This window comes from Paenibacillus sp. TCA20 (assembly GCF_000732325.1).
Lineage (GTDB): Bacteria > Bacillota > Bacilli > Paenibacillales > Paenibacillaceae > Paenibacillus > Paenibacillus urinalis.
Map to the genome: position 1 here is coordinate 728,379 of NZ_BBIW01000001.1, position 22,717 is coordinate 751,095.

Annotated in this window: 30 protein-coding genes; 5 read left to right on the top strand and 25 right to left on the bottom strand. The window is 44.1% G+C overall.

All coding sequences use genetic code 11. From position 1 onward, the window contains the following. Positions 1-11: 11 nt before the first annotated feature. Positions 12-1,478 (bottom strand): alpha-ketoglutaric semialdehyde dehydrogenase GucD, encoded by a 1,467-nt coding sequence (gene gucD, locus TCA2_RS03385; protein ID WP_047910103.1) that lies wholly within the window; start codon positions 1,476-1,478, stop codon positions 12-14. Positions 1,479-1,499: 21 nt separating this feature from the next. Then, positions 1,500-2,375, bottom strand: coding sequence for a fumarylacetoacetate hydrolase family protein (locus tag TCA2_RS03390; protein ID WP_047910104.1), 876 nt, complete (start codon positions 2,373-2,375; stop codon positions 1,500-1,502). Positions 2,376-2,544: 169 nt separating this feature from the next. Between TCA2_RS03390 and TCA2_RS03395 the strand changes: the two genes are divergently transcribed. Further along, a complete protein-coding gene (locus TCA2_RS03395; protein ID WP_047910105.1) occupies positions 2,545-3,459 on the top strand; it encodes an AraC family transcriptional regulator in 915 nt (304 codons plus the stop codon). Between the two features lie 143 nt (positions 3,460-3,602). On the opposite strand, the gene TCA2_RS03400 is transcribed toward TCA2_RS03395, so the two are convergent. The 7 genes from TCA2_RS03400 to TCA2_RS03425 all read right to left on the bottom strand — a co-directional run bounded on the left by TCA2_RS03400 (position 3,603) and on the right by TCA2_RS03425 (position 9,250). Then, the gene (locus tag TCA2_RS03400) at positions 3,603-4,742 is read right to left on the bottom strand and encodes a glycerate kinase (protein ID WP_047910106.1); all 1,140 of its coding nucleotides are present in this window, start codon (positions 4,740-4,742) and stop codon (positions 3,603-3,605) included. 41 nt (positions 4,743-4,783) lie between these two features. Then, on the bottom strand, positions 4,784-6,082 hold the full coding sequence (locus tag TCA2_RS03405) for a GntP family permease (protein ID WP_047910107.1): 1,299 nt from the start codon (positions 6,080-6,082) through the stop codon (positions 4,784-4,786). A gap of 207 nt (positions 6,083-6,289) precedes the next feature. After that, positions 6,290-6,883: a Type 1 glutamine amidotransferase-like domain-containing protein gene (locus TCA2_RS03410; protein ID WP_047910108.1), complete on the bottom strand. Its 594-nt coding sequence runs from the start codon at positions 6,881-6,883 to the stop codon at positions 6,290-6,292. A 286-nt stretch (positions 6,884-7,169) separates the two neighbouring features. Beyond that, positions 7,170-7,718: a hypothetical protein gene (locus TCA2_RS03415; protein WP_047910109.1), complete on the bottom strand. Its 549-nt coding sequence runs from the start codon at positions 7,716-7,718 to the stop codon at positions 7,170-7,172. Between the two features lie 176 nt (positions 7,719-7,894). Then, the gene (locus TCA2_RS27795) at positions 7,895-8,017 is read right to left on the bottom strand and encodes a hypothetical protein (protein ID WP_274359724.1); all 123 of its coding nucleotides are present in this window, start codon (positions 8,015-8,017) and stop codon (positions 7,895-7,897) included. An 11-nt stretch (positions 8,018-8,028) separates the two neighbouring features. Then, a complete protein-coding gene (locus TCA2_RS03420; RefSeq protein ID WP_047910110.1) occupies positions 8,029-8,712 on the bottom strand; it encodes an HAD family hydrolase in 684 nt (227 codons plus the stop codon). Between the two features lie 34 nt (positions 8,713-8,746). Continuing rightward, the gene (locus tag TCA2_RS03425) at positions 8,747-9,250 is read right to left on the bottom strand and encodes a RidA family protein (RefSeq protein ID WP_238546269.1); all 504 of its coding nucleotides are present in this window, start codon (positions 9,248-9,250) and stop codon (positions 8,747-8,749) included. Between the two features lie 171 nt (positions 9,251-9,421). Between TCA2_RS03425 and TCA2_RS03430 the strand changes: the two genes are divergently transcribed. Next, complete coding sequence (locus tag TCA2_RS03430; RefSeq protein WP_047910111.1) at positions 9,422-10,081, top strand: pentapeptide repeat-containing protein; 660 nt, start codon at positions 9,422-9,424, stop codon at positions 10,079-10,081. Between the two features lie 109 nt (positions 10,082-10,190). Further along, complete coding sequence (locus TCA2_RS03435; RefSeq protein WP_047910112.1) at positions 10,191-11,423, top strand: RNA-splicing ligase RtcB; 1,233 nt, start codon at positions 10,191-10,193, stop codon at positions 11,421-11,423. A gap of 163 nt (positions 11,424-11,586) precedes the next feature. On the opposite strand, the gene TCA2_RS03440 is transcribed toward TCA2_RS03435, so the two are convergent. From TCA2_RS03440 to TCA2_RS03470, 8 genes are all read right to left on the bottom strand, one after another. Beyond that, positions 11,587-12,300: a hypothetical protein gene (locus TCA2_RS03440; protein ID WP_152557600.1), complete on the bottom strand. Its 714-nt coding sequence runs from the start codon at positions 12,298-12,300 to the stop codon at positions 11,587-11,589. Next, complete coding sequence (locus TCA2_RS03445; RefSeq protein ID WP_238546270.1) at positions 12,275-12,553, bottom strand: hypothetical protein; 279 nt, start codon at positions 12,551-12,553, stop codon at positions 12,275-12,277. The genes TCA2_RS03440 and TCA2_RS03445 overlap by 26 nt, the downstream gene beginning before the upstream one ends. Positions 12,554-12,670: 117 nt before the next feature. Beyond that, positions 12,671-13,210 (bottom strand): hypothetical protein, encoded by a 540-nt coding sequence (locus TCA2_RS03450; protein ID WP_052511706.1) that lies wholly within the window; start codon positions 13,208-13,210, stop codon positions 12,671-12,673. Positions 13,211-13,363: 153 nt separating this feature from the next. Then, the gene (locus TCA2_RS03455; protein ID WP_052511708.1) at positions 13,364-13,957 is read right to left on the bottom strand and encodes an HAD-IA family hydrolase; all 594 of its coding nucleotides are present in this window, start codon (positions 13,955-13,957) and stop codon (positions 13,364-13,366) included. A 40-nt stretch (positions 13,958-13,997) separates the two neighbouring features. Continuing rightward, complete coding sequence (locus TCA2_RS03460) at positions 13,998-14,321, bottom strand: hypothetical protein (RefSeq protein ID WP_047910115.1); 324 nt, start codon at positions 14,319-14,321, stop codon at positions 13,998-14,000. Between the two features lie 103 nt (positions 14,322-14,424). Further along, positions 14,425-14,826, bottom strand: coding sequence for a nucleoside 2-deoxyribosyltransferase (locus TCA2_RS03465; protein WP_047910116.1), 402 nt, complete (start codon positions 14,824-14,826; stop codon positions 14,425-14,427). Between the two features lie 152 nt (positions 14,827-14,978). After that, positions 14,979-15,107: a hypothetical protein gene (locus TCA2_RS27800; RefSeq protein ID WP_274359723.1), complete on the bottom strand. Its 129-nt coding sequence runs from the start codon at positions 15,105-15,107 to the stop codon at positions 14,979-14,981. A gap of 91 nt (positions 15,108-15,198) precedes the next feature. Beyond that, a complete protein-coding gene (locus tag TCA2_RS03470) occupies positions 15,199-15,684 on the bottom strand; it encodes a DUF1572 family protein (RefSeq protein WP_047910117.1) in 486 nt (161 codons plus the stop codon). Positions 15,685-15,889: 205 nt separating this feature from the next. On the opposite strand from TCA2_RS03470, the gene TCA2_RS03475 reads away from it, so the two are divergent. Together TCA2_RS03475 and TCA2_RS03480 are read left to right on the top strand one after the other, a co-directional pair. Continuing rightward, positions 15,890-16,612, top strand: a complete 723-nt coding sequence (locus tag TCA2_RS03475; RefSeq protein ID WP_337999922.1) for a metallophosphoesterase family protein — start codon at positions 15,890-15,892, stop codon at positions 16,610-16,612. An 80-nt stretch (positions 16,613-16,692) separates the two neighbouring features. Further along, positions 16,693-17,955: a cytochrome P450 gene (locus tag TCA2_RS03480; RefSeq protein WP_047910119.1), complete on the top strand. Its 1,263-nt coding sequence runs from the start codon at positions 16,693-16,695 to the stop codon at positions 17,953-17,955. Positions 17,956-18,070: 115 nt separating this feature from the next. Here the strand turns inward: TCA2_RS03480 and TCA2_RS03485 are convergent, their stop codons facing one another. The 8 genes from TCA2_RS03485 to TCA2_RS03520 all read right to left on the bottom strand — a co-directional run bounded on the left by TCA2_RS03485 (position 18,071) and on the right by TCA2_RS03520 (position 22,113). Beyond that, positions 18,071-18,676: a hypothetical protein gene (locus TCA2_RS03485; RefSeq protein WP_047910120.1), complete on the bottom strand. Its 606-nt coding sequence runs from the start codon at positions 18,674-18,676 to the stop codon at positions 18,071-18,073. 4 nt (positions 18,677-18,680) lie between these two features. Next, positions 18,681-19,094, bottom strand: a complete 414-nt coding sequence (locus TCA2_RS03490; protein ID WP_047910121.1) for a GNAT family N-acetyltransferase — start codon at positions 19,092-19,094, stop codon at positions 18,681-18,683. A 26-nt stretch (positions 19,095-19,120) separates the two neighbouring features. Next, entirely contained in the window at positions 19,121-19,621 is a 501-nt protein-coding gene (locus TCA2_RS03495) for an NUDIX domain-containing protein (protein WP_081872171.1), read from the bottom strand. A 96-nt stretch (positions 19,622-19,717) separates the two neighbouring features. Then, entirely contained in the window at positions 19,718-20,038 is a 321-nt protein-coding gene (locus TCA2_RS03500) for a hypothetical protein (RefSeq protein ID WP_047910122.1), read from the bottom strand. A 25-nt stretch (positions 20,039-20,063) separates the two neighbouring features. Continuing rightward, complete coding sequence (locus TCA2_RS03505; RefSeq protein WP_047910123.1) at positions 20,064-20,510, bottom strand: hypothetical protein; 447 nt, start codon at positions 20,508-20,510, stop codon at positions 20,064-20,066. A gap of 127 nt (positions 20,511-20,637) precedes the next feature. Then, positions 20,638-21,039, bottom strand: coding sequence for an RDD family protein (locus tag TCA2_RS03510; protein ID WP_047910124.1), 402 nt, complete (start codon positions 21,037-21,039; stop codon positions 20,638-20,640). Between the two features lie 156 nt (positions 21,040-21,195). Then, positions 21,196-21,696: a YcxB family protein gene (locus TCA2_RS03515; RefSeq protein WP_047910125.1), complete on the bottom strand. Its 501-nt coding sequence runs from the start codon at positions 21,694-21,696 to the stop codon at positions 21,196-21,198. A gap of 144 nt (positions 21,697-21,840) precedes the next feature. Next, complete coding sequence (locus TCA2_RS03520) at positions 21,841-22,113, bottom strand: hypothetical protein (protein ID WP_047910126.1); 273 nt, start codon at positions 22,111-22,113, stop codon at positions 21,841-21,843. Positions 22,114-22,717: the final 604 nt, after the last annotated feature.

A 22,717-nucleotide genomic window follows, 5' to 3' on the forward strand; every position in this document is an offset into this window, starting at 1 on the left:
CCTCCCACAGTTTATGACTTCACAAAGACTGTTTTGATCGCCGTAAAAAACTCGATTGCCGCTTGCCCCTGTTCTCTGGAATGCGAGCTTGACATCTTCATTCCACCGAACGGTGCCTGCAGTTCTACGCCAGCAGTTTCCGCATTAATTCTTACGAGTCCGGCATCCATATCCCGGATGAAGGAGAGCATAGCCCCGACGTTTTGTGTATAGATTGAAGCACTCAAACCATAATCGCTGTCATTTGCGAACGCGATGGCCTCTTCCAAGGAATCCACCGGAATCAAGGCCAGGACCGGTCCGAATATTTCTTCCCGGGCAATGGACATGTGCGGTTCGACACCTTCAAATACCGTCGGCTGTACATAAAATCCTTCTGCGAGCTCAGGATTGTCCGGTCTTTTTCCTCCAGCGAGCAGAACGGCACCTTCATCCTGCCCTTTTTGAATGTAACCAAGCACGGTATTAAGCTGACCTTCACTAGCACATGGCCCCATCCAGCTTCCTGAAGACATGCCGTCCCCCAAACGGATTTCCTGGATTTGTGACAGAAGTTTTTCTTTAAAGGCATCGTATACTTTTCGTTCAATAATGACCTTACTGGTGGCTGTGCATTTTTGACCGGTTGATTTCAAGCCGCCGCTGATGGTGGCCTCAACAGCCAATTCCAAATCAGCGTCTGCCGCGATGATAATCGGGTTTTTGCCACCCATCTCAAGCTGATACTTGGCTCCGCGAGCAAGTGCAGCGGCACCGACCCGCTTCCCAACTTCATTGGACCCTGTAAACGTTATTCCATTTACATCGGGGTGCTCAGCAAGTGCAGAGCCGATTACCGAGCCTTTTCCGCTCACGAGATTGAGAACACCAGCTGGTATGCCGGCTTCCTCAAAACATTCCAAAACCTTGGCTGCTGTAACCGCCGTTTCCTGAGCTGGCTTCAATACAACGGTGTTGCCATAGATCAATGCCGGTGCTGTTTTCCAGATGGGAATAGCCACCGGAAAGTTCCAAGGTGCAATTACACCGACTACGCCAAGTGGCACACGGGTCGTGAACATTAGTGCTTCTCTATCCGTCGAGGGAATCACATCACCCGTTTTTCGCATGCCTTCCCCTGCGTAATATCTCAAAATGGCGACGCCGCGCATCGTTTCTCCTTTGGCTTCCGGGAATGTTTTCCCCATTTCTCTGGTCATGGCTTCCGCCACCTCGTCAGCCCGGCGTTCCAGCACATTTGCGGCTTGGAAAAGATAATTTCCCCGTTCCGCACCCGTTAAGTTCCGCCAGGCCTTTGCTGCTTCTTTTGCGGATGTGACTGCATTGTTCAGGTCCTCTACACCCGAGGCGGGCACATAACCCACAATTTCTTTTCGATTCGCCGGATTAATGCTCGGTTCCGTCTTTCCGGATGTTGGTTTCACCCATTCCCCGTTAATAAAATTGTTATAGGTCTGCTCTAACTGAAATGCGCTCATCGCATTCACCCTCCTTCTAAACTAGTTTGAAATGACAGGATTGATTAGTGTCCCGATATCACTTATGGATATTTCAATGCGGTCTCCTGGTTCAAGGGTGAAATCATTCGGAGGCACGATGTTAGTGCCTGTCAAAAGTACCGTACCGTCATACAAATCGTTATCCCTTGCCAAAAAGGAAACCAGTTCATCCAGCTTACGGTTTAATTCACTCGTACTCGCTTCACTTTTAACAACCACTACTTCATCGCGATAGATCTGGCAGACGATGCTGAATTCATATGGATTCTTGACCGTTTCTGCCAGTCGAATAGCAGGACCTATGGAACAGGAATTGCGCCATATTTTGGCTTGTGGCAGATACAACGGGTTTTCCCCTTCGATATCGCGGCAGCTCATGTCATTTCCGGCGATGTATCCCACAATGCTGCCATCTGCGGCAAGCACCAATCCAAGCTCAGGCTCCGGGATCTGCCAAGTAGAATCGCTGCGTAGCGTGACAGCCTCATTCGGTCCAATAGTCCTGGCTGCTGTGGATTTAAAAAAAATCTCCGGTCTCTCTGCGTCATAGACCTTATCGTAAAAAGTTTCCGCATCCAACTTTCCATCTGTAGCTTCATAATTCCGCGCTTCCCGGCTCCGCTGATAAGTAACACCCGCTGCCCACACTTCCGGAGCTTCCACTGGTGTGGTCAGGTGCAGAGAAGTCCAATCATCGGTCAGCTTGTTCAACGGTATAAGAGCGCTTTCAATCAATTGAACCGGAGTAACCTCTTTCTCCTTTGCCTGATAAATTAAAGTCATAAAATCTACTTGCGGCAAACGATACGCTTTTTCATCATCCGTAACGGCTGCCAACCACTTCTGTTGTCCATCCAAAAATCGAATAATTCTCATTACAGCTTGCCCCCAATCTCCCTACCGGGTTGATAACACTACCTTAACACCAGCGATGATTCATGACGATATACTAATCACTCCGGCAACTTATCCTTTTCACGCATTATTTTTCTGTTAAGATAAATCTATCCGCATTTGGAATACAGAGCATTACAAGGAGGTAGCTGTGACCAAAATTTCAGAAGCCGTATATTTAGGCCGTCTGCCTGATGTTCGCATGTCTTTTCAATTGTTGGGACTGCATGCAAGACAAGTAGATTCCAAATGGACATATCCGTCTCATGAGCATTCCATGTATGAAATTCACTGGATGCTCGACGGTGAGATGAACATGGTGGTCAACGGTCAGTCGTACAGTCAATCCATTGGAGACCTTCTGTTTATCCGTCCGGGTATGACTCACTCCTGCACTGGTGCCGGACCGCAGGGTTTCACATACTTCTCCGTTCATTTCAGCGTACACGATACCTCTTTCTGCAGAGAACTCAACCGCTGCAAGGACATTTATTATCCGGCAAATTCGAGCCTCACTTTAGGATTGTCCTCTTCACTGTGTACCTTGTATGATCTGGCCAGAGAGCACTTATCCATGCCGTTGTCTTCCTCCAAACAGATGAAGGTTCATGCCGCCGTATTCGAACTGCTCGGCTCCCTGGTTGGCCAGTTATCCCAGAATGTATCCGTTACCTTATCCAGAAAAGAGACCATTGCCCACCAAATTGCCGAGCACATTGAGGACTCCGTAAGATATATCCACCTTCATGGTGACGTTAGGGAAAGCGAACGAACCTGGATCCAAGACATCGCCAAGTCGCTGAAGATTAGCCCTTCACAGATCAACCGGATCTTTCGGGAGGTATACGGTACAGCCCCGCGCAGGTTTCTGTCAGAAACACTTCTGAACGAAGCTCAGCGGCTGTTAAAACAAACAGACTTGAATATTGACCATATTGCGATGATGCTTGGATACAAGACCAACGCGCATTTCAGCCGTCAGTTCAAGCGATGGACAGGCATTACGCCAAGCGAGTTTCGTATCCATTCCCAGCGAATTGCTGCAGAGGAGCATTTCGGTGATTGAAGAACCTTTCCACAGAAATAAGCAGCTGCCGGGTTACGGCAGCTGCTTATTTCATAACAGAGTTCGAATCTGTGCAGCCCATTGCCTCATTTTCTCTTGCACTAGTCCCTGCCCTTATCCTGCTTGTCAATCAGGATTATTGCTCAAGCCAGCTTCAAAATTCGACCAATGTTCTCACAGGTTCTCTCCACATTTTGAGGTCCTTCCGCTAACAGCTTCTCAATGTCTGAAGCGCCTGGCACGATGCCAAAGATTGCGTCAATTCCTTCTTCGTACAACACCTCAACACCTTCGCCGATATACCCTGCCAGTGCAATCACTTTCTTACCTTCCAGCTTGGCCGCCTTCGCAACACCATATGGTGTCTTGCCGAATTTGGTCTGGAAGTCCATACCGCCTTCTCCGGTGAAACAGTAATCCGCCAATGCCAGCTTGCTGCGAAGCCCCGTGTACTCAATCACGATATCGATGCCACGCTGCAGGGTTGCCTGGGTAAAGATAAGCAATCCTGCTCCAAGACCGCCTGCTGCTCCTGCACCAGGGATATCACGAATATCTTTGCCGAGCTGTTCTTTGACCACAGCTGCATAATTCGCAAGATTCGCATCGAGTGTGAGTACCATTTCAGGTGTTGCTCCTTTTTGCGGTCCAAAAACATGAGAGGCTCCCGTTTCTCCACACAGTGGATTTGTCACATCACAAGCCACAATGATCTCTACATCTGCAAGGCGTGTATCAAGCTCACTTGTATCAATCGTGGCAAGCTTACCGAGACTTCCTCCGCCGCGCGGCAGTGTGTGCCCCTCCGTATCCAGAAACTTCACACCAAGTGCCTCTGCCATACCTGCACCGCCATCATTGGTTGCACTGCCGCCAATACCAATAATGATCTTCTTGATGCCTTGATCCAGACATTCCTTAATCAGTTCACCTGTTCCATAGGTCGATGTAACTAAAGGATTCTTGGTTTCCTTGGTCACAAGATGGATGCCACTCGCAGAAGCCATCTCAATCGCAGCCGTCACACCATCTCCCATAATTCCGTATTTTGCGGCAACCGTTTCGCCTAACGGCCCTGAGACCTTTTTTTCCACCATTCTACCGCCGGTTGCATCTACGAGAGATTGAACAGTACCTTCTCCGCCATCGGCCATCGGCACGTGGATGTAGCTCGCATCCGGAAATGCTTTACGCAAACCTGCTTCCATTGCTACGCAGACTTCCTTTGCCGTCATGCTTTCTTTGAAAGAATCGGGCGCCAGCAAAAATGTTGGTTGGTTCATCCCTCTCACCTCATATATTCATTTAATGTATTTACTTCACCTTATAATAAAAATCCGTAAAGCAATGTTGCTACAATCGCCATCGTACCCCCGACAATCGCTTCATATGGCACAAGTCCCATACGCTGCTTAATCGACATGTTCATACTTCCTGCCGTAACGTGGAAATAGTTACCTTGCGGCAGAGAGTCAATAACCGTAGCACCTGTGTGAACCATTGCTGCTGCTGCGAGAGGTGCAGTACCCATGTTCAGGATCGCTTCACCAAAAGATCCGGTTGCCAGAATAACGCCTGTTGAGGTTGAAGCTGTGGCTGCCGCCATCAGAATACCTGCAATCGGTGCAAGGAAGGTTCCGGAAATTCCGGATGCTTCAATAATACTCACGACCTGTGTGGATAGATCCGAGTTCGAGATCAGTCCTGCAATACCGCCTGCACCGAGTAGAATGAGCACCGTTGCGGTCATTTTATTAAGCCCGGATGCGGAGTAGTCCAGAATTTTGTTTGCTTTTCCCATCGCCAGCATCCCGATGATCCCTGCGATCGGCAGGATAAACATAGCGTCTACTTTAAAGCTGGCAAGCAAATCGATGCCCAAGATGGAACCGATCGGGTTAATCATCAGCAGGATGACAGCTACGAGCGGTGCCACAATGGCCGTTTTGAGCGGTGGATATTTGGAAGCATCCACTTCTTCATCATTTACCGCTTCTTCAGCCGACACCATTGCCCCTTTGTTCTTCAGCAAGGACGCTACGATAACGGTTACAGCTAGTCCAAACAGAGCAGGAATGAACCCTGCGATCATGACTTGACTCAAATCTAAATTAAATCCGTTTGCTGCTGCAATCGTATTCGGATTAGGAGAAATGATATTCCCTGCTTTACCCCCGCCTGAGAGCGCAAGCAAGAGTGCAATCTTCGAAATGCCCATTTTGTTACCCACTGACAAGGCAATGGGTGCAACGATCAGTACTGCGACTGGAATAAATACACCTACGGCTGTAATAATCATTGTGGCAAGAGCAAGGGCGAGAATCGCCTTTCCGCCGCCAAATTTCTTCACAATCGCCTGCGCGATCGTTTCGGCAGCACCGGACTCCATCATCACGCCAGCCAGAACCCCTGCGGCGAGTACCCGGAGAACCGTACCCATAACACTTTGTGTTCCACCAACAAGCACATCGATAGTTTCTTGCAGATTGGCTCCACCAATCAATGACCCAATGATGGCTCCCAGAAATAATGCATACACCGGATTTAGCTTTCTCAAGATGAGGATGATCGCAATGGCAAGTCCGACGAGCGCCCCGATCCAACTGATGGTTAATCCGTCCATCTTTGTATGCCCCCTTATGTTTATTTATGAATTCGCTTTCTTGTTGAATACGCTTTCAGTATAAGATGAATTGAAGTTAAGAGATATTGATAAACGGACGATTTTTATTGTGCAAATGCACAACCACAGCTTCATTTTTCTTCCAATTAAAAAACGGAGCACTGCGCTCCGTTCTGATCATTCCCTTATAAGTAGATAATTATCTACTTAGGGAAGAATGATATATTCTCCGTCACCTAGAAAAAGAATAGGATCCGTAATCTCTTCCATCGCCTTCTTCACGACAGTCTCATAGGAAGCTGTACGATATCGGTTGCTATGAGGCAGAATTGCCGCTCGAAGCACACCGAGTCCACTAAATTCGGTCAACAGGGTCTCGTTCCATTCAGGATGAAGAATATCGGCATGCTGAATAGTGCTTCCGAATATCGCAGCCCCTGCACTTTGCCCAGATACCAGCTTACCTTCTGACAGCATAAATGCCAGAATTTCATGCGCACCGGAATCTTTAACTCGAGCCAGCAGATATAAAGGGTTCCCCCCATTAATATGTACAACATCATAATTCAGCAATAAATTTGCAGGGTCTGTATCCAAATCCACATAATCGACCTTCGCAAAACCAATGGCGTAGAACAAATCTTTTGTTCTGACCGCGTGCTTGCTTTTATTTTTATACTGAATATCCGCCGTTGTTATAATACAAGCAGTTAGACCTGTTTTCACCTGGGGAAGCAAACTGAGAAATTGTGCCATTGTGTGCTTCGAATACAGTCCGTTCGCCGTTAGAAATAGCGGCATTAGTATAATCCCCCTATCTAGTCATATAGGCAGTCTTCATGTGGCTACTTCTAGAAAAAGCATAATTCTGTAGGAATACATTGTTCGAGGTTACTGTGACTAATTAGATATTAGAACGGTTATTAATGTGAATGTTAACGGAATGGAGCGGGAAGCTTAAGATGTGTGGCAGGACCGAAAGGTTATAAAAAAGGTCCGATCCCGCCATGGGGAATGATCTGCAAGGTGTGTTAGGAAGCAACTCTTACTTAACCTGCTCTGGCTGGCAATCGGTCTACACGGGAATTTAAACCCCTGCTTCCTTCATGCGCTGGAGAATTCCCACAATGCGTAATCCTTCTACATCGCTGATCGTAATTCCATACTTCTCTTGAATGCGTGTGATTTTTTTGAGAAGGGCAAATTTAGAGTCACAAAAATCAAACAAGGATGCATCATCTGAAATGAACATGCCGTAGTATTCCAAGCCAAAGATCTCTTTAAAAAAAATAATGCCTTCCGGCTCCAATTCATTAATCTGGTCTACGCTTGCATATACGATGCCCGCCTTGCTTCCCGGTCTAGGAAGTTCTCCACCGCGCGCTAGATAGGCTTCAAAATTTCGTTGCAGATTCGCGCAAGCCTCCTCCTTCGTATCCCCTTCCCCTCGCATCCAATACCAATTGAGTACTCTGGCTTGCCAAGGATACTTTTTGGAGTAGGAGTCTGACTCAGGTTGAATTTCTTGATTTATAATTTCAATCGGATAGTCACGAAGAGACCAATTTGACTTAAAGAAGGAAGCCGCCATCTTATATGCTGTTTTCCATGATTCTGTCAGTAATTGTTGTTTCATCTTTCATAACTCCCTCATTTATATGCTTGGGTGATATTATCCTCTATTATAACAAGCTCATACCTAATCTTCGAATGTTTAGGCCTGAAGATGAAGCTTGTATAGGTATTAGACAAAAAACCATCACATTTAACGAGATATTTAGAACTTTTTAATCATTTCCATTACGGTGTATCTTAGTCCGCAATATTAAGCTTCCGTTTGATTGCCTCCATATCGGCTTCCATGTCTTTTAATCGGGAACGATTCGATAGCGCAACCAATAAAGTAATAAACAAAATGATGAGAATAATCACCATGTTAGCTCCCTTCAAATAAACAAAGAACGCACCTCTAACAAGTTTGAACAAGTATAGTCTGGCTGCACTTCATTTTTTCTCATTTTATTCAATCGATTCAACCACACGGCAGCAATACCTGCATTCTGAGCTCCCTGGATGTCACTCTTTAGCGAATCTCCAATATGGATGACTTCATCAGCGGCCAGACCGCTAAGCGCAAGTGCCTGATGAAACATTTCGGGCCGAGGCTTATATGCTCTTACGCTTTCGCTCGTTATGATTCCATCCACTTCAATCCCGTGGTAAGACGCAGCCGATTGGACGTCATATGTGTCTATATTAGACAGAATATAAGAACGAATCCCTTCTCTTCTCAGGCATTCTAGAAAAGGCACGGTATCCTCATAAAGTACGGGTTTCACCCAATGTTCGAACTGGGATGTGATCAGATCCTTCGACTTTAGAGGACAAGCATAATGTGTAAGCGTTCTCTCCAAGGACTCAATGCCGATATCCCTTTGCAGGCGGTATAATTCTCCAAAGCTCTCATCATACATAGCTGAAGCATTTGCCCACCAGAAGCTTCCGATTTCTTTATGCGAGCATTTACGTGCAGCGGTGGTCCGGATCTGTTCATAAATAACCGGCAAAATGTCGTCATCTTCATGGACCAGAGTTCCGTAAAAATCCAGAAAGAAGGCCTTGATCTTCATTATATCCGCTCCTATTCAAACAGGTACATAACCCCTATTCCTCTTCTACCTGAAAGATCGAATCAACGATAATAGGCAGATTATCACGCACCGAAACGGCTCCAAACACAGACCTTGCATGAACTCCTTTTTCCCCAAATACGTCAGACATCAAATCGGAGTAACCGTTCAATACCTTGTGATGCTCCTCAAAGCTCGGCTCAGCATTAACGAAACCCTGAACTTTAACGACTCTCTTGACTCGATCCAGTGTACCAAGCGCATCCCTCACAACCGCTAGGACCTCAATCGCCGCATCGCGGGCAAAGGTATAACCCTCTTCTGTCGTAAAATCACTGCCAAGCTTCCCCTTCGGGCTGCCTGATGGACCTTTACCTGAAACAAACATCAAACCATTGACGATAACAACATTCGTATATTGCGCAGCCGGATTACTCGCCGCAGGAAGCTCGATTCCGAGATCTTGTAAACGCTCTTCCGTAGTTTGTAGTTGTGACATATAGACCGCCAGCCCTTCGATATAAGATAGATGCTTCATTGACTGCTTCTTTCGTTCGATTGGATTCCCATATTATAACTTGATTGAATTAAATCTTCATCCCGTATTTCAGCTGATACGCCAGTCAACCACCAGCTGAAGCTGCTATTTCTGATACAATGAAAATCAATGTCTATGTATCTTGAGTTATTTAATGAACGGAGGAATATCATGTCCCATTCCGAAACCAAACCTATAAAAATCGCCAAACCTAAGCTTCCTAAGCAGCTCTCATTGGTTAAGCTTGCAGATTCTACCATTCTGGATCGCGCTGAATATGGCCAGGCCATGTGTCAGGAGGAAGAGATCATGGATGTCATCGCCGAGAAAGTAACATTTGATCAGATGGTATTCGAGAACATCACCTTTAGCAGCACCTCTCTTCTGCATGCAGAATTAACAGATGTCGTCTTCAAGAACTGTGATTTATCCAATGTGAACTTCAGCGACTCTGTCCTGCATCGAGTTCAGTTTACGCATTGCAAAATTATCGGGATTGACCTTACCGCTGCAACTATGCGAAATGTATCTTTTCAAGAATGCGCAGGAGATTATGCAACGTTTCGTTTTGCCAACATGAAAAACATCTCATTTCAGGAGTGCTCGCTCATCAAGTCGGATTTCTATCATTCCGAATTTGCCGGCATTGAGCTCATCGGCTGTATGATTGACGGTACACAGTTCACGGGTGCGAAGCTAAAAGGCATTGATCTTAGCCAAACGGAATTTTATAACCTCGGTGTGACCATGGAGGATTTGCAGGGCTGCATTATTGCACCGGCACAGGCACTTCTGTTCTCCAAAATATTTGGTCTCGTCATTAAGGAATAACTTCACAGAAAAAATAATTTAAACGGTTTTTTATCCCTGTCAGATATAGATCAATGTTATATTATTACAATCATGGTTTTTCGCGTTTGCAAGAAAAGGAGTTATTCATATGATAGAAGCTATAGGAAAATACAACACGGCTAAAATTTTTACAGATACGATCGATGAAACGGCTTATGCTCAAGTCCTTGAGCTGTGTAATCAGAAGGCATTTGAAGGTGTACAGATCCGCATCATGCCAGATACCCATGCAGGAAAGGGCTGCGTGATCGGCTATACGGCTGAGCTTGGGGGACGTGTCGTTCCGAACCTCATCGGTGTGGATATCGGCTGCGGAATGGAAGTTACATCTCTCGGACCGATCGATATCAATTTTGAGAAGCTGGATCATTTTATACGTCATCAAGTACCACATGGTCATTCCATTCATCAAAAAATCGCGCACCCTATTCATAAGCCCGTACTGGAGCAAAAAATTGAGAACATCGCAAACAAAACAGGTACGGTCTATGAGAAGCATCTAAGAAGTGTGGGAAGTCTGGGTGGAGGCAATCATTTTATTGAAATTAATGAGGATTCGGCAGGTAACAAAATCCTTGTTATTCATTCTGGAAGCCGCAATCTTGGACTTCAAGTCGCCAAATACCATCAGAAAAAAGCAGAGCTCTATTGTACAGACCGCATGAAAGACCTGACTCTTCAGCAAAACGAGGAGATCGGACTGCTCAAAAAATCTGGCAATCTTGATGCGATCCCTGCCGTTATTGAGAAGTATAAAGCACTCATGGAAGTGTACCAGGTTCCAAAACCGCTTATGTACCTCGAAGGGGCTGGGGCTGACGAATATTTAGCGGACATGTACGCAGCACAGGAGTTCGCTCTCTTAAACCGCCAAGGGATGTCGAAGGCCATTGCCGAATTCTTGAACTTGGATTACCGTCAATTGGAGAAATTCACAACCATTCATAACTATATTAATCCAGAGGACAAAATCATTCGCAAAGGCGCGATCTCAGCCAAAGCAGGTGAAAAGGTCATCATACCGATCAATATGCGAGACGGTTCTATTATCGCCATTGGCAAAGGCAATCCTGATTGGAATCATTCCGCCCCCCATGGTGCAGGCCGCCTGATGAGCCGATCCAGAGCCAAGGATATTTTGCATATGAACGATTTCAAGGACACCATGCGCGGCGTATGGACCTCATCCGTAAGCACCGCTACGCTGGATGAAGCCCCAATGGCCTACAAACCAATCGAAGAAATTCTGGAGAATACGGTAGATGCATTAGAGATTGTAGAGATTATTAAGCCGCTGTACAATTTCAAAGCGAGTAATTAATTTGTCATGTAGAACAATAGTACAGCCATTATGCTTCCAGTCTTGAGAGAAACGGTGTACCGATTTTTGAGTAAGATTCGACCCACAAAATAGGAATGCCTTACTCTCGTGCAAACTTGATTCGAGGTGAGGCGATAAAATTATTGCATTATTTAATTGGTAATTATAGTGATGATGTTTCTTTCAAGTAATTTACTAGTTCAGTAGAAGGTGTGGCAACCATTTTTCGATATTCATCAGTACGTTTTCCATTCGTATCGTATGATATTTTAACATAAACATTTTTATAAATATTATTTATGTTTTTTGATAGCTCTCCTTCTTCTTTTAATACATATCCCCGATATAAACTTAGACCAAGTGGCTTCTCATTTGGTTTAAGTTTATTGTTTTTTACATTATCAGGATCACTAATTGTGATTAAATCATAACTTTCTAAGTTATTTATCATTTCTGGTTCAAGAGTGAATGATATTGTGATATTTTCCATTTCTTCTTTTACATTATTAACTAAGACATCGTAAACGATCATATTAGCATCTTCACCGCTTTTAAAAGTTGAAGTTACCGTCAGATCATAATTTACTGGTTTCGAAGATTCAGAAGCTTGATCTCTAATAAAATCATCAAGCTTTTCTAATTCTTCTATCTCATTGTAGCCATTAGAATAAAAGCTTGTGTTAGTATTGGAAGAACATGCTGTTAACGTAAATATTATTATACATACAAGTAAATAAAATCTCGGATGAAATCTACTCATCATTTTCCCCTCACACAATGTGTAAAACAAGTGATTATGCTGCTGGCTGTTTTTTATCTGCTTCTTCATTGAAAATATAGCTCTCATAAAGCTACTTGAGCGTAAATCCTTTGCCAACAACAGTTTCCTTATCCAAGTCAACATAGACGACAAGATCACCCGAAGTATTCGTACCGGTATGATTGAAAGTCACAGCATAAACTTGATCATTGCCTACATTACTATACATATAGGAGTCGTTCTCCTCATTAACTCTTACTTTCTCTACGCTTGAATCCTTCGGGCTAGCAGGTATTAAAGCTTGTTCTTCATGTGTAAGGCTACTGAATGCCACCATTTCGATCGGTGTCTGTTCATAAGTTGAAATCAAACTGCAGCCTGCTAAAGTTGGTAAGATCATTAATAACAACGAAATAAAAATGTGTTTTTTTATCATAACACTCTCCTTTGACTTCCTCAAAAATCGTTCTTCAACCATAGACCCACGCTAAATATAGCCTCGTTGATGAAGGAGCTTAAGGTAGGTTGCGTAATTTTCATTACCTAGATGGCATTCTTCTTCTCGGAGGCCTCTTAATATGTATAATTCCTGCAGTAGCTGCTGGCTCATCCCCTGAAGTGTAAATCCGGTAATGTATTGTTTATCTGCACTTTCTATAATAATGCGAAGCAATCTGCCCTGCCTGATCTTTCTCCACAGCCGTTCTGCACCCGTCAAAGAACTCTCATCGGAAGGGACCGTTGCATGAATTGCCTGCATTTCTTTTATCATTTCTTGCTCTTGAGAAGTAAAGATGGAGGATAGAATTTGACTGTCGTTCACATGATAGATTTTTACGATATGATTGTAATGGATTAGAGGGTCTTTTTTCAGGTCGTATACTTCCAATGGGTTCACAACAACAACACCATATTTACTTTTCAATAGATGATCTGCTTCCTGAAGAGTATACCGCAGCGGTAAATTGGATGCCATAAAACGCTCGTGCAGCTCGCTGATTTTTATATCCACATTTTCTATATTCAAGTAAACTCCCCCTTTGAACTACTTTATTTCCTCAAAGTGTTGATCATAGCAGCTTCAATCCTCAGACTAGAGAGTCACTCACTCGGCAAAAACATCAGAAGTTGTTCAAGCTCACATACTACCGTATTCATTTAGAAAGCGGAAGATTCCTGGTCAGCACTTCAATAGTTCATTGACAGTCTTAGTCCACTGCCCTGTCGAATCTGCCAAAATGGTCTCCCATCCCATCTCTCTTGCAGGAAGCAGATTACGCTCTTGATCATCTACAAAATAAATCTCATCACTATGCTCCAGCCTGCCGTGCAAAGCGTTGTAGATAGCAGCATCCGGTTTACACATGCCAATTTCACTCGAAATGGTACAGGATGTGATGTAAGACATAAGTGGTGCCAATACAGGTGATAACCATTCATGTCTATGATTACTTAGAATATGTATGTTTGCTTTTTCAGACCATTTCGCTACCCATTCCGCAGCAGGCAAAAGCCTCAAATGAGTTTGCAGCATTCGCCTCATGACCTCATCACTTTGATCTACTTCATTCATCTGCCTTCTTATCCAAACGTAGAATTCCGCTTCCGAAATATGCCCAGACCATAATGACTCCCTGAGCTCTTCTTTAAATTTGCGAACAACACTATTGCCAGAGACTATATCTGATAACGTCAGTTCATTCCAGTAGCTGGGCGACAAATTTGCCGTGATTACCCCTCCGGCATCAAGCACAAGCTGTGGTTTAGGGTGCATTGGGATGACCATCCTTCCGGATATGATTGGTGCTCTCCAATTACTTCGGGATCACCTCAAGCTTAACGACATAAGTACCTGTCCCTGCCGGCCATTCCCCATATACCACGATGAAATATGTGCCTGGCTCAGAAGGGGTTCGGATCGTATTATCTTTTACCGGCATCGCGCTCCGCTCCGTACTTGTTACTTGTACAACCGAATACTCCGAAGGCTGAATAGAGAAAGAGAGAATCATGTCTGTACTGGGAGCCACTTCATATCCCTCATATTGGTTGGCTATTTCCGTTGGTTCCGGTGCATCTGCTAACCCACTCGTCCAGACATACGAGCCTTTGTGAAAGAGAAGCTCCTGCTCATCCAAGCGCCCAATCAGATCCGGAGGCTCCGTTAGAAAGAAGGACCTGGATGTGATGTAATGACGGCAAGGAACAACAACACTCCCACAGTAATAAGCAGCCTCTTCTTCATTTTATTTTTACTCTCTCATATTTGGATACAGATTCTATCAAATTCTCAATCGTCCCTACAAATCGTTTGACTTCAGGCAAATGATAGAACGTACTGGACTGCTCCGGTTCATAGACATGTTCTGATTCTGAGTATATCCATACTTCCTTTCCTGTACCCAGGGCAATACCCAGCTCAATATGACTTCCCTTGCCTGCAGGCATCATCATAATGAACACATCGGAACGGATGACTCCTTCCATTTCCGCTTCTCCAATTGCAGCGAGCTCTGCATGCGTAGTGGCTTTCCCATGTCTGGTCCAATCATAGGTATGTGTATGACCTCTCAAGACAAGCTGTGCAGCAGTGTAATGAACATGCTCCATGTTTCTAAAGCTCGAAGCAATATAGAATCTCATAAGTTCCCCCTGATACGTTAATATCTAACCTTTAGATTATATTGAAAATATTGGATTTTCTATTATATTCTACACGATTGTCTACAACTCAAAAACCCCCGCATTCACACGCGAGGGCATTCAAGCTGAAGCTTATATTCTAATTCACTATATTATACTTCTACAGCTGTAAAGTTACCAAAATAATAGAGCAAAAATGAAGCTAACAATAGAACAGCAACAATAATTCCAACAGTAATCTTCTTCTTGCGTTTGGTTAGGTGTTCTCTATTTCCTGCCATATGAAGTCTCTCCCTTAATTGTTCATCTTGATACATATATAAACGTTTGAAGAGAGTTATAAACGAAGGCAGGACCGAAATTCATTCCATTCTACTTTCTTTTTGGTACGGATGCCGTACTGAAATCCTGATCCTTGAGCATTTTGGCAAGGTACAGCATCTGCCCCAAATGTTCCGAGAAATGCGTCACACAAGCAAACAGAATATCCAGGTTACTCCGTTCCTGATCCCGGATGACTTGTGTCTTCATCAAATCTTCTTCACTCATTAGCTCAATGGTCTGTCTAACATCTTGGTACGATTCCTTTGTGATCTCGATAAGCTCATCTCTTGTACGGTATAACACATCGAATTCGGCGTCTCTGTCTCTCGTTACATCGGATCCCCGAATGCCTCGACGAACGCGTTCATCAATATTGCCGCTGATATGCACAACCAAGTTGGCAATGCTGTTGGATGCTTCATTGTAGCGATAGTTCACCTCATCATCATTCAACTGATGAAGCACATGCAAGGTTCTTTTGTCGAGATCATCGAGCTTTGTACATAGCAGTTCTTTAAACAAATGAATATCCATTTGGATCATCCTTTCCTGCTCATCGGTGAATTCTACAAGAGATAATAGCTACTCTTCCTGTTGCGATCTGTTCCCAAGCTGATTATATTTATCATAATTACAGAAAACAACGTCATTTCCCTCTATTTGATATATAATTTCTTTTAGCAATAACATAGCTGCAGAAACAAGATATATCAGGAAAGGAGAGCTTGCTATTCGAACCTTGGTCATCAGTGATATTCATGGCTGCTACGAAGAATTTAACGCATTGCTGCATACAGCAAATTACATACCAGAGCAGGACAAGCTCATACTCCTCGGCGATTATGTAGATCGCGGACCGAACAGCAAGGAAGTACTTAACCAAATCATACAGCTTCATCAGGATTATGGTGTCGTTACACTAAGGGGGAACCACGATCAGCTGTTCCTGGAGGCGATGCTGCTGCAGGAGGATGATCGCTGGCTAAAAAACGGAGGATACCAGACGGTCGAGAGCTACATGGGCCCTTCCTACTTCGAAGATCATTACTTTAACAAAAATGCCTATGCAGAAGCAAAGGCCTATATTATGGAGCATTATCCTCATCACTTGGAATTTCTTCAAGCCTTGCCTTATTACTATGAAACGGATACCCACTTGTTCGTCCACGCAGGCATTAATCCATTCTATGCAGATTTTAGAGAGCAGCCGAAGGATGATTTTATATGGATACGCGATCTCTTTCACGATCAGCCCACCAGTCTCGATAAGCCGGTTGTATTCGGTCATACGCCGACGGTGCATCTGCATGAATCTCCAGGCGTGTGGTTCCAGAAGGACAAGATCGGTATTGACGGTGCGTGCGCCTATGGCAAACAGCTGAACTGTCTCGAAATTGCAGAAGACGGAACGTATAAGACCTACGCGGTCTACAAGGGAACCAAGCTTCCTGCAAGTACATAAAGCCTTCTGTCTTGTTTAATCCTACCGTATAAGGGTACTAAAATGATGTATGTCTCATTTTGACCTTAATTAGGAGGTGGATGCAGGTGGAAGAAAAGAAGCTCTTGCCTAAAGAGGAAGCCCTGGATCACAGCTTAAGTGTGCTGCGTGAAGGCTACCTATACATAACGAATCGTACAATCGGGTTCCAATCGGATATTTTTGAAACACGTCTTCTTGGTGAACGCGCAATCTGTATGCGGGGAGAGGAAGCTGCGAAGCTGTTCTATGATAATGATAAATTTGAAAGAATTGGCGCTGCACCGAAGCGGGTCATCCATACTCTATTTGGTGAGGGCGGCGTTCAATCCTTGGACGGAGAAGAACATCATCATCGCAAAAATATGTTCATGTCCGTGATGTCCACAGAAGCCCTTGCCCAAATGCGGACGATCACTCGCAAGCATTGGGCCCTTGCCGCTCAGCGGTGGGAGACTATGCCGAAGGTACAGCTCTATGAGGAGGCACAGGAGCTCCTGTGCCGGGCTGCCTGCGAGTGGGCAGGCGTGCCTTTGCGAGAAGCGGAAGCACAAGAAAAAGCAGCCTGGTTTGGCGCCATGATTGAAGCCACCGCTGCAATCGGTATCAAGCACATGAAGGGGAAGAACGCCCGCTCTAAGGCGGAGAAATGGATTAGTGGCCTGGTTGAGCAAGTCCGTACAGGTGAAATAGAAGCACCCGAACAGAGCACACTCCACACGTTCGCCATGCACCGTGATCTGAAGGGAGAGCTTCTCGATTCACAAACGGCTGCCGTAGAAATCATCAACATCCTGCGCCCGATCGTCGCGATCGCTATTTATATCTGCTTCACGGCACTGGCGGTCATTCAGCAGCCTGAGGAGCGCAAGAAGCTGGCGACGGCAGAAGAAGACTATCTTCAGAATTTTGTGCAGGAGGTACGCCGTTTCTATCCCTTCTTCCCGTTCCTGCCTGCACGTCCAACCAAGGATTTTACTTGGCAAGGGTATGAATTTGAGAAGGGTGTTCTAACCCTCCTTGATCTGTACGGTACGAACCATCACCCGGATCTGTGGGATAATCCTGAGAAGTTCAGACCGGATCGCTTCCATGATTGGAATAGAAGTCCATTCAATTTCATTCCGCAAGGCGGCGGAGATCACTATACAGGACACCGCTGTGCCGGTGAATGGATCACGATCGAAATCATGAAGGAGAGTCTCGATTATCTTGCGAACAAGATGGAGTATGATATCCCTCAGCAGGATTTGAGCTTCAGCTTTCATGAGATGCCCTCTCTGCCGCACAGCCGCATCGTCATGATCAACGTAAAGGCTGTGTAGGGGATTATGTAACTATAAATTGAATGCAATGCGTTTAATAAAAAACTAAAGATGGACGTGAACCTCTACGTCCATCTTTTATTTTTTATATCTGTGAAGCCAGTTCTGTTCCTAACTACTCCTCAGCAAGGCCAACGATTTCAGCAGAATGGGCAATCGATAGCTCCACTGTATCTGAATAGGATTGTCCTTTAAGATCTTCCCATGTAATTACTGCAGAAGTCGATTCATAGGTGTCTGCATTCTTTTTCAGTTCATCGTAAGAATAACTCCCAGTATTAGTACCCATCTCTTTCACATTATCTTCAATACTGCTTAGTGATGCAGATGCCACTCCTATTGCTTCGGCTGACCAGCCATATACACTTTCCCTGCTGTCCTTGTCCATCTGTTCGTAGAAGCTTACATCAATATGACGAATATTTTGAAGATCTTTGGAATCTCCCATATAAGACAGCTTTGCTTTTCCACGCATAATCTGTCCTGCTCCGATTAGAATAGTATAGTCCTGGATATTCCACAGATCTCCGCTTCCGTTTAGAACATACATTTTCACAGGTTCATTCGGTGCTGTTTCACCCATACTTTCATGGGTCTGTGACTGAAATGAGAAGATCCCTGCAATGACAGCAAGCACATACCCTAGAAAAATCAGTAAACCGATGATGAATAGAATTCTAAACCTTCTCTTTCTTCCATCTAATCTCGCTCTGTTTTTCATGGAGCTAACGCTCCTCTCCCCTTGATCTCCATACGCCTCCTCTACATCGCTTAAATCCACTCTCTATGTAAAATAATTCATGCTGATCTGCAAAAGTTACAGTTACTATAGGTATTCGTGCAGCCTCTGCCGCATGCAGCAACGCCTGAACCAACTGCTTGCCCAGGCCCTGTCTCTGATATTCCGGATGGATCATGATATCCTCCATATAACCATGCTCGAGTCCTGTCCCGGTAATATAACCAAATCCAATAAGCCTTCCGTTCATATCTCGTGCACTTCCCCATAACAAACATCGCTCGAACAAAATCGGATAATCCTGCTCTCTCCTGTCCCATCCGACAGACTGCCGCAAATCAGGCACTTCATGATCTTGAATCGAATTATTAATTAAAATAGGAACTACAACAGAATCCATAACTGCCTCCTCCTTTTTCGCTAATCCTAAAATATGAGGGGGTCCTTCAGTTCCGACCATTGCATTAGGGGTTTTCCCAGCTTATTTAGGGTAATCGTTCCCACCATAATGTGCTGACTGGAAGGACTGGTGAGGTAGTGCTCCAGCATGAAGCTATTAATTCTGGACATGGTGAGGTTAAGCAGTTCCTTTTTCGGTACCCAGATCAGCTCTCCTTCATCACAAGCTGCTAGATCTACCATATCCGTTTTACCAAAGTACACATACTGGAGACGTATCTCACTATTCTTGATTCGATGTAAAATATACTTCAGCTCTAAATCTATGATATCCTCGCTCTTGATGCCGGACTCCTCATACACTTCACGAATACACGCCTCTTTGGGATGAGACAGCTCCTCCGGTTCGAGATGGCCACCAAGTCCGGTCCAGAAGGCATCATCAGGAAGCCGGCTTCCTAATCTTTTTAGCATGAGCACTTTATCCTCGTTAAACAGGTACGCTGTTGCCATCTGCCGAACTTCCATAGATCATCCCTCTTTCATTGTTAGATCTGCTAATTACTTCATCACGGCTGAAATAGGCAAATAGAGCATCTACGTCGGCATAGCAAGCATCGAACCCTAGAAGAAAGTATTAATAAATCCTACTGTATTTACTTTATACACCGTACCATCTTCTAAGAGCTTATATTTCATCTCACGCTTGTTGAAGATCATACCGCTAAAAGTAGACCCTGAACGGAGGACCATTTGTCCGTCTTTCACACAGCCAAGTCCATCCACGTAATTATATTGATCACATGAAATACCGTGTTCCTCATGCAGCCAAGCATAATAATCTTCTTGTGTTGGGCAGGTATAAGCTAGAATAAGTAACAGCAATAGGACGGCAAAGATGACATTCCTCGCTCGATTTGTTTTCACTTTGATTAGTTTATTCATGGTGACTTCGCTCCTCGATGTGGTATCATTCTATTTCATTATAGATTAGTCTTGCTAGTTCTGCATAAGCATCTTCCGGAATTTCATAAGCAGCATACTGTTCTCCAAGTCTAACGAGCAGTCCTCTTGCTACTTCTCCATTGACGACATTCAGATGATAAAGTTCTGATGTGCCGTCGGAATAAGTAATGTTCATTTCAAACATGGGACTATAATCGAGCATCCCGAGCCTTTCCTGCGCCTGGTTAATCGCCTGAACAAATTGCTCTACTTCGTCCTTGTCCACTATGGTTTGTAAGGTAAAAGGTTTGTCTCCAGGACTGAAATAGGAATCTATACTCTCCAATTGAATGGATACAGCCCCTTCATTAACAATATCACTCTCAATTTTTTTCTTCTCCTCTGTACATCCTGCCGCGATAAATATGACAAGACTCATTGTACATAGCACAAGCCATTTCCTAATCTTCAAAATTCTGCCCTCCCGATGATGATATAGTATAGACGCTTGCTATATGAGGAGAGTTGCGAAAAAAAAGCTCAACCCGCTTCTAGAGTTCTTCGTACGAAACCCGCAGCGTTTTGAGCTATCCCTTTTTTTAGTTGCGTACGACTTCGGTTCCTGCAATAAAATCATGAAGGGAGCGCTTATCCTCTCGGATCGCTACCATCAGTGCACTGACAATCGTTCCGATTCCAAACGTAATTGCATAAACCAGACCGGCAACAACGTCTCGCAGCAGCATCGTGCCAATCCCGGGAGGTCCTTTGTCCGATACCTTGCGAATCTTAATTCCGCAAATGTATTTCCCTATGGTATACCCTCTCCAAAATACAGGCAGAAGCAAGGAATACAGAAAGCTAACCGTATCATTCAGCCAATTCTCTTCTACGTTCCCAACAATGAAAGAGGTCACAAATGCCAAAGGAATACCCACAATAATTGCATCTAGCAAAATAGCTCCAAAGCGAATCCAAAACCCAGCCGGTTCGTTTACCATGCCATCACTCCATTCGTAAGCATCTTCTAAGATTGTATTCAGAATGATCATTCTTAATTTACAATAACGATGCGACAGGGGGATAAGTTTCGTTTAAATAAAAAAAGCATCATCTGGGTCAGATGAGCTTTTCTCAAAATGATGGAGTGATCATTGTTAACCCCAACGACGGTTGGCGTACTTCTCCACTAATTGTCTAAATTCCGTTTGCTGCGCAGTGTTAGCAAATCCTCTTTTCGGAACACCAATGCCCTGCGAATCATTCACAAACACATAGAAGTATTGAGGATCTTCACGAAGATGCGCTACCTTGCTCCATGGGTAATTCGTTTGGTTAATCGAGGTTGTTTCGGTAAAGCCCTGTTCATTTACTTCAATCGTATGCTCACCGATCAGGCCTTTGTTCGTCTTCACATGTCGCTGCACCTTTAGCTTCACAGAAAAAACAACATAGAGATCCGCAAGTATCCCAATAAGCAGACCTAGTATAATCGAGACCTCCCAAGATCTGCCGAGCACTTTTAATGCAGCGCACATCAGGATTGGCAATAGGATCATGACCAGGAGGATCATATTCTTAAATTGTGGCATATGGAACATCACATACTTATTCAGCTTCCAATAATCGTCCTTTGTAAAATCTATACTCATCTTCATCTACAGTACTCCTCTTGTCATTGAAGCGTAAAAACATAGTTAAGATTATAGATATCGTTAAATTTTTTGTCCAGTAAATCTATATTATTTCGTATGAAAGCAAGCAAATAAGACGGATATTGTTCTATATTAAATACCATTTTCTTACCCTTCCGGCAGAATCACTCTTGAAACATCATGTGTTTTGTTATATTCTTCAAGATCATCAATTTCATTTTGAAGATTGTTAAAGTTGAAACTGTACGTTCCCGTACCATTTTCAATGATCCCATTTGACTGAGTATCGACACTGAATTTTCCTTGGGTTAGTCCGACTACATAATATCCAAAGTAATCTTTATCCGGTAAAGATCCTTTATTATGACTCAGAAATACAACGACTTCTTCTCCGATGTCAAACGTAAGGGGGTCCTTCATTCACTACGTAAATCATATCATCAGTCTCCCCGCCACTTGCCCGCACTTCTACCGTTTCAGCAGGCTCTCCCTTATATACCGTTTCCACCTGAATGAAAGTATCCGTGGCAGGATGTCCTTTAAAATCTTTTTGTACTTCCTGAGAAAGGACCGTTCCAAAGATAATCACATCGGAGTCATTAACAAGCTGATTCTTTTCTAAAAAAAGGCAATAGTTCCTGAGCATGCAAAACTGTTTTACTATGCTGATCCGAATTAACTTCACTTTGTTCGTGCTGTGATGCCGAGTCGGTTGCGTTGCTTGTACAAGCTGTCATGATGAGAAGAAAAACAAAGATGAAAATAATGGGTATGGACTTGTACATAATGATCATCCCCCTTTTAATCCTATCTATAAAAATTAACGCAATAAAATTTAGAAAAGTTGCTTTCTTTCAAGAAACATCGCTCTTTCAACTATTGGTACGTCAGTTCTGAATTTAGTAACCTATATAAAAAAGCTCACACCGAGTTATTGAGGATTAGTGTCACCACCAACACCGACAATAAGAATTCAGCATGAGCTTACAGCTCTTAGGCATAATTGATCCAAGCAAGAGTATAC

Excerpts from the sequence above, each read along its gene's own strand:
- gucD (WP_047910103.1), bottom strand. The coding sequence starts at position 1,478 with ATGAGCGCATTTCAGTTAGAGCAGACCTATAACAATTTTATTAACGGG.
- TCA2_RS03390 (WP_047910104.1), bottom strand. The coding sequence starts at position 2,375 with ATGAGAATTATTCGATTTTTGGATGGACAACAGAAGTGGTTGGCAGCC.
- TCA2_RS03400 (WP_047910106.1), bottom strand. The coding sequence starts at position 4,742 with ATGAACCAACCAACATTTTTGCTGGCGCCCGATTCTTTCAAAGAAAGC.
- TCA2_RS03405 (WP_047910107.1), bottom strand. The coding sequence starts at position 6,082 with ATGGACGGATTAACCATCAGTTGGATCGGGGCGCTCGTCGGACTTGCC.
- TCA2_RS03410 (WP_047910108.1), bottom strand. The coding sequence starts at position 6,883 with ATGCCGCTATTTCTAACGGCGAACGGACTGTATTCGAAGCACACAATG.
- TCA2_RS03415 (WP_047910109.1), bottom strand. The coding sequence starts at position 7,718 with ATGAAACAACAATTACTGACAGAATCATGGAAAACAGCATATAAGATG.
- TCA2_RS27795 (WP_274359724.1), bottom strand. The coding sequence starts at position 8,017 with ATGGTGATTATTCTCATCATTTTGTTTATTACTTTATTGGTTGCGCTA.
- TCA2_RS03420 (WP_047910110.1), bottom strand. The coding sequence starts at position 8,712 with ATGAAGATCAAGGCCTTCTTTCTGGATTTTTACGGAACTCTGGTCCAT.
- TCA2_RS03425 (WP_238546269.1), bottom strand. The coding sequence starts at position 9,250 with ATGAAGCATCTATCTTATATCGAAGGGCTGGCGGTCTATATGTCACAA.
- TCA2_RS03430 (WP_047910111.1), top strand. The coding sequence starts at position 9,422 with ATGTCCCATTCCGAAACCAAACCTATAAAAATCGCCAAACCTAAGCTT.
- TCA2_RS03435 (WP_047910112.1), top strand. The coding sequence starts at position 10,191 with ATGATAGAAGCTATAGGAAAATACAACACGGCTAAAATTTTTACAGAT.
- TCA2_RS03455 (WP_052511708.1), bottom strand. The coding sequence starts at position 13,957 with ATGCACCCTAAACCACAGCTTGTGCTTGATGCCGGAGGGGTAATCACG.
- TCA2_RS03465 (WP_047910116.1), bottom strand. The coding sequence starts at position 14,826 with ATGAGATTCTATATTGCTTCGAGCTTTAGAAACATGGAGCATGTTCAT.
- TCA2_RS27800 (WP_274359723.1), bottom strand. The coding sequence starts at position 15,107 with ATGGCAGGAAATAGAGAACACCTAACCAAACGCAAGAAGAAGATTACT.
- TCA2_RS03470 (WP_047910117.1), bottom strand. The coding sequence starts at position 15,684 with ATGGATATTCATTTGTTTAAAGAACTGCTATGTACAAAGCTCGATGAT.
- TCA2_RS03480 (WP_047910119.1), top strand. The coding sequence starts at position 16,693 with ATGCAGGTGGAAGAAAAGAAGCTCTTGCCTAAAGAGGAAGCCCTGGAT.
- TCA2_RS03485 (WP_047910120.1), bottom strand. The coding sequence starts at position 18,676 with ATGAAAAACAGAGCGAGATTAGATGGAAGAAAGAGAAGGTTTAGAATT.
- TCA2_RS03490 (WP_047910121.1), bottom strand. The coding sequence starts at position 19,094 with ATGGATTCTGTTGTAGTTCCTATTTTAATTAATAATTCGATTCAAGAT.
- TCA2_RS03495 (WP_081872171.1), bottom strand. The coding sequence starts at position 19,621 with ATGGAAGTTCGGCAGATGGCAACAGCGTACCTGTTTAACGAGGATAAA.
- TCA2_RS03500 (WP_047910122.1), bottom strand. The coding sequence starts at position 20,038 with ATGAATAAACTAATCAAAGTGAAAACAAATCGAGCGAGGAATGTCATC.
- TCA2_RS03510 (WP_047910124.1), bottom strand. The coding sequence starts at position 21,039 with ATGGTAAACGAACCGGCTGGGTTTTGGATTCGCTTTGGAGCTATTTTG.
- TCA2_RS03515 (WP_047910125.1), bottom strand. The coding sequence starts at position 21,696 with ATGAAGATGAGTATAGATTTTACAAAGGACGATTATTGGAAGCTGAAT.
- TCA2_RS03520 (WP_047910126.1), bottom strand. The coding sequence starts at position 22,113 with ATGAAGGACCCCCTTACGTTTGACATCGGAGAAGAAGTCGTTGTATTT.